This is a genomic window from Brasilonema bromeliae SPC951 (genome assembly GCF_012912135.1).
GTDB lineage: Bacteria > Cyanobacteriota > Cyanobacteriia > Cyanobacteriales > Nostocaceae > Brasilonema > Brasilonema bromeliae.
This window is the reverse complement of sequence record NZ_QMEB01000244.1, coordinates 1-9,932: the sequence shown is the minus strand read 5'-3', so window position 1 is coordinate 9,932 and position 9,932 is coordinate 1. Positions and strand designations below refer to the sequence as shown.

Genomic DNA, 9,932 nt, shown 5'->3' with positions numbered 1-9,932 from the left:
GACCCCAAAGCCCCCACCCCCCTCGCTTCCTGCCAGAGAGTGTCTACCGTTACAAATTGATAGCCTTGTTCCATTAGTTGAGGAATGAGGATTTCTGTCGTTGCGGTGACATCTTGTCCGCCGCACATACCGTCATGCAAAACAATTAGTGAACCATTACAGACCTGCTGGAGAATTCGCTGCACCACTGTGGCGATTCCTGGTCTTACCCAGTCCTCCGGTACAACACTCCACATAACAGGTCGATAGTTCCATTGATTCAGTAATTTTAATGTTGTAGGTGTAAACAAACCATTAGGCGGACGGACATCGCGCACTTTATCGGGTGCAAGATGACAAGCGTTGTAGATAGCAGCTTGGGTTTTTTCTAAGCTGTGCTTAAGTTCTGTTGGGGAGAGCATGGGAAAATTTTGATGATCATAGCCATGCAATCCGATCCAATGTCCGCGATCGCACACCTGTTTAGCCACACCCGGTGAACGGTTGACGCAAGCACCCAGCCAGAAGAAACTAGCTGTGACGTTGTAACGGTCTAAAACTTTCAACAGTGATGGCGTGTATTCAGGATGGGGACCATCATCAAACGTCAATGCGATAATTTTGGAGTTTGCATCCCCACACCAAAGGCAGTTAGGAAACGTTGGTTTGAGGATGCGGTGGAAAATTGGAAACAAGGGAGCCAGTTGCATTTTAAGCCTACTTGCTATTTTGAGTTTTATCTATTTTTAGTTTTATATACTTGTACTAGAACGAGAGCTTAATTCTCTGTTCCGGATTATTTCTGAAAAAACTTTCTTACGAAGTATTAACCATCGACCAAAAGATAGAATCAGGACATTGTAAATATTTGTAATATTTTTCAAAATTTGTAAATTTTTTATGCTTCAGGTTCTTTCCAGTGCTGTGCTGCTTGTACGGCTACCTTGATAGCATTGTCAGTTGCAAAGTCTTTCTGTCCCAAAATAACCTCTTCACCAACTGTACGTTGAGCAACGACACCACACACGCAGCCTGCTCTAAAACCATACACCCCCGCCATCTTGAACAAAGTCCCACACTCCATTTCGTAGTTCAACACATTCAAAGAGCGATATTCTTCTGTCACGCCACGCAATGAGCGCAACAAATGTCGATTCACAGACTGAGTTCGCTCTTGTCCCTCGTAGAAAGTGTCAACTGATGCGGTAATACCCAGATGATATTTCACCTTCAGTTCCCGCGCCGCCTCAACCAAAGCTACCGTCACAAACGGATCAGCAGCTGCGGGATACTCAACAGGTGCAATATCGTTAGCAGCTCCTTGCCGACACAAGGCAGCACTCGTAATTACGATGCTACCAACTGATACGTGTTCTTGAATAGAGCCGCAAGTACCGACACGAATAATCAGCCGAATGCCAACTTGTATCAACTCGTTAACAACAATACTTGTAGATGGCGCTCCCATTCCACTTGTCGCAGATAAAAGCGCTTTCCCGTTAGGTAGAATACCTACATAACTATTCAACCCCCGGTTTTCAGATAAAAGCCGTACAGAGTGCAAATAGGACTGAGCAATCAGCCGTGCTCGTTCCGGATCACCAGATAATAAAGCAATGGTTGGTGGTTGCTCTCCAAGGTCATTTTTTCCAAACCCGATATGATACAACTTGGCATCAGTCATGATTCAGCTTTTTGTCCCAAGGTGTGATAACTTGTTGCATGAATTACCTTAAACAGCCAAGTTGGCTCACACTGTACTGTACTCAGTCAGTGTTGAGACGCGAATAAACCGGGAGGCCACGAGTAAACCACATTTTCGCTCATGAATTGCGAGTGAGTTGAGGACAGTCTTCTGAACCAATGTGCGTAGCACGAGGGAAGAAGACATGGAGGAAACTAACAAAATATGGTAAATTATGTACATCTTGAGCATCAATGCCGTAAGCGAAAACCAAGCTAAAAGGTGAGGCACTCCGCCCTTGCGGGTTCCCCGACTTGAAGGAAGTGCCGAACCCCTAAGGGTAAATGTTGCAAGAAAAAGTTTGGGTCTTAGGAACTAGGACTCCTGCCCTTGGAGGGAATGTAAGACCAACAGAACTACGGAGTTCTAGAGGCAATCCCCGTTGAATTGGGAAGCCTACACCGTACTGCCTAACGGTCGGTGTGTGGTAGTTCACTTGAGATACTTGTCGCACCAGTTCACCATCTCCCAAAGTACATGAGCAACTCCTTCACCAGAGCGATAGCCGTGGTCTTCTAAAGGTAACACGACCAAACGAACAGTTGCTCCCAATCCCTTGAGCGCTTCATACAGTCGTTCCGTTTGTAATGGATAGGTACCAGGATTGGTATCTTTTTCCCCATGAATCAGCAAAAGAGGTGCTTTGACTTTTGCAGCATGAGTAAAAGGAGACATATGAATGTAAGTTTGTTGTGCCTCCCAAAAATTGCGTTGCTCTCCTTGAAAACCAAAGGGAGTCAGGGTTCGGTTGTAAGCACCACTCCTAGCAATACCTATGCGGAATAAATCAGTATGTGCAAGCAAATTTACTGTAGTAAACCCTCCATAAGAGTGTCCTCCAATACCAATACGATGAGGGTCGGCAATGCCACGCTTTACCACATAGTCTACTGCTGCTTGTGCTCCAGCAATCAATTGCTCTACGTAAGTATCATTTGGTTCTGTATCACCTTCGCCAATAATTGGTAAGGTGGGACCAGAAAGAACTGCATAGCCTTGAGTGAGAAGAAATAAAACAGAAGCACGATTGGGACGGCTGAAAGTGTTTTCAGATTTCGTAATCTGTCCGGCAAATTCCTTATCTTTAAATTCCTCTGGATAAACCCAGAATAACATCGGCAGAGGACCATCTCGCTCTCGCTCATAACCAGGAGGCAGATATAATTTAGCCGACAGTTGCACACCATCTGCTCGCTGATATTTTACCAACTCACTGTAAACTCCAGCCAACGCAGGAGCAGGGTCTTGATAATGAGTCAGCGCCGTGAGAATTTGGTTATCGCGACGGTTAAAGAGAAAATAATTGGGTGGCTGAGTTTGAGATTGGCGACGAGTAATCACAGTTTGTGCTTCATCATCCAGCAGATAAGCGATTTCCTCAAGATATGGGTCTTGACATTGCCATAAGCGTTGCTTCTGCCCTGTTTCCAAATCGAAGCTATCTAAAAACGGATATGCTCCATTAGGTGATGCTCCTCGCCCACTAAGGTAAATAATATTGCCTTGTGGTGCAAAGCGCAGAACTCTATACCTGTAAGGTCCCACAGTCATCAAGGCTGACCCAGGGTCATTGTATTTATCTTCATAACTGCGGTCAAGAAGTAGTTGCGGCGGTGTTTCAGGTGCTTGGGGGTATATGCGCCAAATTCGCTCTTTACGGGTATCGTACCATCGTTCCGAAACCAGGGCGACATCTTCTTTACCCCAAGCAAGGTTATGGAAGCGGTACTCAGATTCCCAGAGTTGCTTTGGTGTATCTGTAAAAGGAGCATCTAATTCAAACAACGCATCCCGTTTGGGAACGTCACGTGTTGGATCACCTTCGTCTAAAGCTTCTAACCAAGATAGTGTAGATTTCGTATCACTACGCCAAGAAATTCCTCGGCGTCCTGTCCGCACTTCATCGAATTTAGTTGTACGACGGACAAAAAGAGGGACATCCGCAACCTGATAAACGAATTTTCCTGTATCTTCAATAACTTCAATTTTTTTGGGAAAATACGAGATTGGAACTTGGTAAGAAAATGGTCGCTGCAGCGTCGTCAGTAGAATAAATTTGCTATCAGGAGAAGGTATAGCTTCATGAATGAGACTGCTCTCCACTAACAAAGTACGTTGACCATCTAGCGTCACTTTCTCCAAGGTCGAGGTTAAGTAGTATTCAAGTAGCGCCTCATCGTGAGGATTTTGCAGTAGATTTGTGTAGGTACGAGTTGGGCTTTTACCTTTGAGATTTTCTTGAATGAGGGGTCCTGGTGGAACGGTTGGTTCAGAGGGAGGCTTGGGGCGTTCGCTCAAAATGAACTTGCAAATAAGCGTCTCATCTGACAGCCAACGGTATGGTTCTCCATATGCAGCGTTGAGAACTGGCTGTGTTAACCGCTTGGGAATAAAATCTGCAACATCCACAAACCATAGTTCTAGTCCCGTGGCTTGAGTGAGAGTAAAGGCAAGTTTTCGGCTATCAGGCGACCACTTTATGAAGCCAATTTGGGCGTTGTCAGGAAGCGTCACCGTTTTACTCATCTGGGGGGAAGCGATGCTTTCAGAGGGAGACGCGGGCGCGATCGCCCTAACTCTCATGCTTTGAAAAGGGTTAAGACGAGCAGGTGCGTTAGTTTTGGGATTGATCAAAAAACCTGCCAAGGGAACTTCCGTTTCTGCAAGTAAGGAAATGGGAAGCAACAATGGTCTTTCCAACTCTACCATCCATTCTCTGTTAGGAGACAGCAAAATAGCAGGTGGCGATGGAGCGTCGAGAATTTGGTTAATCGGTTCTGGAGGAGATTGCCAGACTTGTTCAATAATTGGGGGATTTATCGGGAAATTGTCCATTTTTAGTCCGTGAAGGCAAGCTCATATTTCAAATTACCAACACCTGATTTAGGATACATCCCGAAAAGGTCACTTTTCTAGTTTATTCACACTTATGCATTGCTGCACAGAAGACAAGCTCCTCAGTTCTACAGCAATCCGCGCAGGATTCGTGAACACTCGTCTGGAAATGCTCAGCTTCAATTGATAAAAGAATATTCTTAGTTCTAGCTATACTCATGTCTGTTAACTCCTGATACTTTCGGTAAATTTAAATACTCATTACTATCAGTTGAGAAGTATTTTGACTCATAAATTTCTAACCGACTTATAATCTCAGTCATAATTGCAACATCTTTTTTTACTGAGAAGAATCAAGCTAGTTCTACACTACCTTTCTCCTGTTGTATTCCTTAAGGTTTCTAAAGTTATTTCTTGTGAAAGATGACTAAAAGTATTGCAGTGTTAGACTTAATATTATTGGCAACCAAAACAGGAAGGAATTTAACAAATGAACATCATCGCATGGGTGGTCTTAGGTCTTTTAGCTGGTGCAATTGCTAAAGCCATCTATCCTGGTTATCAAGGTGGTGGGATTCTTGCTACTATTGTGTTGGGAATTGTAGGTGCGTTTATCGGTGGGATTTTAGGGGTTTTCTTGACTACTGGAAAAATAATCTTAACTGCTCATGCAGGTTTCAGTCTACCTGGTTTAGCTTTAGCTGTTCTTGGTGCACTAATTGCAATTTTCATTTGGTATTCGTTTGCTCGTAGAACTGTTTAATGCAAGTTAATAATTTATCATTCGTAATTCGTAATGATCGATACAATTGCGAGTTACGAATTATTAAATCCTCTAGAGTTTTTTTCGGAATATTTTGTTTTTAATTATTGGTGGCACTTTGTAGAAAACTAGGGAAGATGTCACTATCCTGTTAAGTCGCTCAACCTTAAAAAACGTAAAATGTAGGGTGCGTTAGGACAAACGTCTTAACGCACCAAAGTTTATGGCTTAGATGTGTGATAAAGAGCGCTAACACAACGCGCTTGTGCTACAACTCTATTTTATGCTTTTCAATGTTGATTTAGTTATCAACAGGATAGCGACACCTCCAGATGCAGTAAGTCATTAACTGGATTTGATATAAGGGGCTTTTGCCCGTTGAAGCTAAACTTAAGCCAAAGGCAAGAAAAAACGAAACGTGCTGCCCGATCCTAGCTGACTTTCTACTGAAATCTGACCGCCTTGCAGTTCGACTAAACGACGGGAGATGGTTAAACCAATACCTGTTCCTCCAGAGTGGCGATCGCGAGACTTGTCAGCTCGCCAGAACCGCTCAAATACATACGGCAAATCTTCTTTAGCAATCCCCGTCCCTGTATCCGTGACTGCAATCCATACCTTAGAGGCTTCAGCCCAAGCACGAACAGTAATTGAACCTTTAGTGGTATGACGCACTGCATTACCAAGTAGATTGACCAGCACCTGTTCTGTACGGTCAATATCAGCCAATACCAAGGGGAGTTTCGATGGACACTCTAAGCGCAGAACTGGTCCATCATCTAGCAGTTGGTCAGCAAATTTCTCGACCATTGACTCTAATAAAGGACGTAGATTAAGTGACTGTGTCTTTATCGGAAGATAACCCGCTTCTGCCTTAGAGAGTTCTTGCAAATCGTTGACCAACCGCTCTAAACGCCTTGTTTCTTTTGCGAGTCGTAAATAAATTTCGGGAGTTGGTTCAATAGTTCCACCAGCAAGTTCTTCTAAGTAACCGCGTACGACTGTCAGTGGGGTTCGTAGCTCATGCGTCATATCTCCAATCAGTTCCCGGCGTCGGGCTTCTACCCCCTCTATACTTATTGCCATACGGTTGAAACTAGCACCTAATCGATTCAACTCTGGAATATCTGATAAAGGTAGTCTTGCATCGAATTCACCAGTCGCGAATTTTTGGGTGATTTGTTCCATCTCCATCAACCGCTGCATGATCAGTCTAGACACCCAGTAACTCAATCCTCCAGCCGCCGTAGCACCAGCGAACACCGACCATACAGTGCTTCGTCTCCAAGCAAATTCAAAGCTGTTAACCAACTCACTACGAACATCAAATAAGTCATATCCTCTTTGTTCCAATCGTTCCAAATGCAGAACGAAAAAGCGAGGGGAAGAGACTTTGCTGATAATGACGAGACTAACGACTCCTACTATCATCACCAGTAAGTGGGAGATAAATAGGCGTGATGCCAAAGGTAATGACTTTGCCCAACGCCACCCCGTTTTTGTCATAAAATAACAGAAGAATCTTCAAACTTATAGCCAACTCCAACAACAGTTTTCACAAAAGTTGGATTAGTAGGGTCTGGCTCAATTTTTTTTCGCAACCGAGCAATGTGAGTATCCACCACGCGCTCATCACCAAAAAAGTTATCTCCCCAAAGTTTGTCGATGAGTTGGGTGCGATCCCAAACTCGACCAGGATTGCTAATAAAGGTGCTTAACAAATTGAATTCTAGGGTCGTTAAATCTAGCATTTCTGGTTCCTGAGAATTCATTTGGCGACTTATTATGCGCTGCTCTACATCTACTATAAAGTGTTTAGTACGGTACACCTGATTTTGTGAACCGTGGCGGAGACTACGCCGCAATAGCGCTCGTACCCTAGCAATCAACTCTCTGGGGCTAAAGGGTTTGACCATGTAATCGTCAGCGCCAGTAGATAAGCCAATAACGCGATCAATTTCCTCACCTTTAGCCGTAAGCATCAAAATATACGGGTCTTTTGCACCAGGTTTGTGCCGAATTCTTGCACAGACTTCCAAACCATCTAAACCAGGAATCATTAGATCTAAAATAATTAAATCTGGTGATTGCTCCTGAAACATTCGTAAGGCGTTCAAACCGTCGCTGCTAATGCGACAGCAAAAACCTTCTTTTTCCAGAGATATTTGGATTAACTGGGCAATTTCGGGTTCATCTTCAACGATGAGGATGTTCATACTAAATTATTGGCAAGCAGAATGCACAAGGTCATTTCCTGGGTTGCTATTGTAACCGATATTTTGCCATCAAACTTGAGGTTTACAGATAAATTTTATTAAAAAAGAACTCAGAACACAGAACTCCGCAGCTAGGAATGCAATGAGTGGAGGATTCAAATAAAGACACAATTATTTCCCACTAAATCTGCATCTTTAGTGGGGGCTTGTACCCTTGATGCTTCGTCTTCAGTTGTACAGAATTCAGATTTTTATTCTTCTTTTTAGTTCTATTTTTTCTCCTGATTTTTGACTTATGTGTTCTGCGTTATTTTTGGAAAAAACATTTACAATCTCTTAATTATGTTTCTTTTCTTGCGAGCCAAGTTTATAGTAATATCATTTGACTTTAAGGTTAGAACATGGTGGGTAAGTCGTTGTTGATCTGGCGAGATGGGTAGGCAAGGGGAGTGAGTTGTATCAGGATGTTAGTGAAATAGTATAAGCCGTCTTTTGGAAATTTGTCTTTTACAAACTAGAATTCGATAGAGGTCGGTAGTTGTAGCAGGAATGGGAATCTTTTTGAATGTATTGTTTGATTGTTTCTATGTCAACGAAATAATCAGTAACATCAATCAGACTGTCGCTCGTCATTGAGCGTATGCTGACAACTTCAACTCGAACTCCTTGATAAGAAAGAGCGTTAACTGCATATGCTAAATCTCCATCACCACTAACTAACACTGCAGTATCGTAGTAAGGAGCTAAATTCATCATATCTACAGCTATTTCTACATCTAAATTGGCTTTTTTTGAGCCATCTGGAAACTGTACTAAATCTTTGGCAACGACACGATAACCATTCCGACGCATCCACAGCAGAAAACCCTGTTGCTTTTCATTTGTGCGATCTACTCCAGTGTAAAAGAAAGCACGTAAAAGCTTTGCATTCTCAGTTAAACAACAAAGAAGCTTAGCATAGTCAATTTCAAGACTAAGTTGTAAACCGGCATGAAATAAATTCGCTCCATCAATGAAAATGGCTACTCGACCACGATTTAAATTACCGAAAATGGATTGCTCAATCTTAGTCACTGACATTTTTCCGTCTTTATCTTGATCAGTAGTCTTTGTGTGACGTTCTTCTTGCCAATGCGATTGTTCTTTGACTAGTTTATATTGATTTCTTTCTTTGTTAAAACCGGCAAGATTCATTGATACCTCTGAATTTCAAATTTTGCAAGTCTTTTTAGGTAAATTGACAATAGATAACTTGTAGTAGGTTATCACCTTGACAAAAAAGAGTCTAATGTCAATAATGTTAAATAGACTCAACTCATCTTAACTTTCCAAAGTCCAAAGCTCAAACAAGATTTTTGACTTTATACTTTGAACTCTCTAATTCAACATATGCACCTGCTCAAGTAAAAGCAGCATATTTATTGATTAGCATAATTTGAGTGATATATCAACATTAACCTTATTGTAACTAGGCGTGCGACTCACCTATATATAACATCATATTGTATTGATAAATTTTCTGATGAAAATTCCAAAAATCACCAAAAATATAAAGACCGTATATTTTGGGCATGCATACCACGTTATTTCTTGATAATAAATAAAAATAGTACGAAAAGCAGAAAAGGCGCTGCGTTGCGCAGGACAGTGCTGGGGTGAGGTAGCGCGTTTGGGGTGAATAAAGGCGCTATGCCCAAGTGACTGGTGAGTCCAGTCCTAGACCGACGTTTTTCGCGTCCCCTTAACTGCCCCTTGGCGTGCGCTTTGCGCATACCCGATAGCCCTCCGGGTTCGCCAGTCGCCTGCGGAGGGAAACCCTCCCGCAGCGCTGGTCTCACTGTAAGGCGTCGCCGTACCTACTAGGGTTCTCCCGTTAGGTGAACTCAAAGGATGAGACCTGTGCCATAGGAGTCAGGCATAGCGTCTGTGCAGGATATTAGGATTTGGAGTGACTTTTTCCACAAACAAAATATTTAAACTCTACAGGGGCTTTTCATATTCTCACAATTGCTAACTGGACATAAATAAACACCACTATGCCCCCTGTGTTCAAAGCAGGGTGCGTTCTGGATATACTCAACCCACGGCTATCACCTCCGGTATGCGACACGTTCGCCTCTTACGGACACGCACTCGCGTCCGCAACGCTTGCGACGGACGCATAATATTTTTGTCCAACCGAGTTGAAAATAGAACTCAGCAACTCCTGACCAAGAACTCAGAAGAAAAGAAAAATTTTCATCTGTCCTAGTGTACGCAGTTCCTAACGGCGACTTAAAGCACTGATTCTTATCCAAAATTAGAAAAGGGTTTTGTTATTTGCGATTTGCTAATTTATAGAATTTACCTTGAGATTCTATATGAAATTTTATCATTATTTCCATATTATCAATTT

Annotated in this window: 7 protein-coding genes; 1 reads left to right on the top strand and 6 read right to left on the bottom strand. The window is 42.7% G+C overall.

Annotated elements, in window-relative coordinates:
* The 3 genes from DP116_RS23800 to DP116_RS23790 form a co-directional block, all read right to left on the bottom strand.
* Window positions 1-689 (bottom strand): polysaccharide deacetylase family protein (locus tag DP116_RS23800; RefSeq protein WP_169157519.1); only part of this gene is annotated, 689 nt, incomplete at its 3' end.
* 188 nt (window positions 690-877) lie between these two features.
* Entirely contained in the window at window positions 878-1,663 is a 786-nt protein-coding gene (locus DP116_RS23795; RefSeq protein WP_169157518.1) for a nucleoside phosphorylase, read from the bottom strand.
* A gap of 492 nt (window positions 1,664-2,155) precedes the next feature.
* Window positions 2,156-4,558: an alpha/beta hydrolase family protein gene (locus DP116_RS23790; RefSeq protein WP_169157517.1), complete on the bottom strand. Its 2,403-nt coding sequence runs from the start codon at window positions 4,556-4,558 to the stop codon at window positions 2,156-2,158.
* A gap of 490 nt (window positions 4,559-5,048) precedes the next feature.
* On the opposite strand from DP116_RS23790, the gene DP116_RS23785 reads away from it, so the two are divergent.
* Window positions 5,049-5,321: a GlsB/YeaQ/YmgE family stress response membrane protein gene (locus tag DP116_RS23785; RefSeq protein WP_169157516.1), complete on the top strand. Its 273-nt coding sequence runs from the start codon at window positions 5,049-5,051 to the stop codon at window positions 5,319-5,321.
* Between the two features lie 390 nt (window positions 5,322-5,711).
* On the opposite strand, the gene DP116_RS23780 is transcribed toward DP116_RS23785, so the two are convergent.
* The 3 genes from DP116_RS23780 to DP116_RS23770 form a co-directional block, all read right to left on the bottom strand.
* A complete protein-coding gene (locus tag DP116_RS23780; RefSeq protein WP_169157515.1) occupies window positions 5,712-6,827 on the bottom strand; it encodes a sensor histidine kinase in 1,116 nt (371 codons plus the stop codon).
* Window positions 6,824-7,537 carry a response regulator gene (locus DP116_RS23775; RefSeq protein WP_169157514.1) on the bottom strand — a complete coding sequence of 238 codons (714 nt, stop codon included), beginning with the start codon at window positions 7,535-7,537 and terminating at the stop codon, window positions 6,824-6,826. The genes DP116_RS23780 and DP116_RS23775 overlap by 4 nt, the downstream gene beginning before the upstream one ends.
* A 507-nt stretch (window positions 7,538-8,044) precedes the next feature.
* Window positions 8,045-8,731, bottom strand: coding sequence for a LabA-like NYN domain-containing protein (locus DP116_RS23770; RefSeq protein WP_169157513.1), 687 nt, complete (start codon window positions 8,729-8,731; stop codon window positions 8,045-8,047).
* Window positions 8,732-9,932: the final 1,201 nt, after the last annotated feature.

Bases quoted from the DNA above. Each gene is read 5' to 3' on its own strand.
- DP116_RS23795 (WP_169157518.1), bottom strand. From the start codon at position 1,663: ATGACTGATGCCAAGTTGTATCATATCGGGTTTGGAAAAAATGACCTT.
- DP116_RS23790 (WP_169157517.1), bottom strand. From the start codon at position 4,558: ATGGACAATTTCCCGATAAATCCCCCAATTATTGAACAAGTCTGGCAA.
- DP116_RS23785 (WP_169157516.1), top strand. From the start codon at position 5,049: ATGAACATCATCGCATGGGTGGTCTTAGGTCTTTTAGCTGGTGCAATT.
- DP116_RS23780 (WP_169157515.1), bottom strand. From the start codon at position 6,827: ATGACAAAAACGGGGTGGCGTTGGGCAAAGTCATTACCTTTGGCATCA.
- DP116_RS23775 (WP_169157514.1), bottom strand. From the start codon at position 7,537: ATGAACATCCTCATCGTTGAAGATGAACCCGAAATTGCCCAGTTAATC.
- DP116_RS23770 (WP_169157513.1), bottom strand. From the start codon at position 8,731: ATGAATCTTGCCGGTTTTAACAAAGAAAGAAATCAATATAAACTAGTC.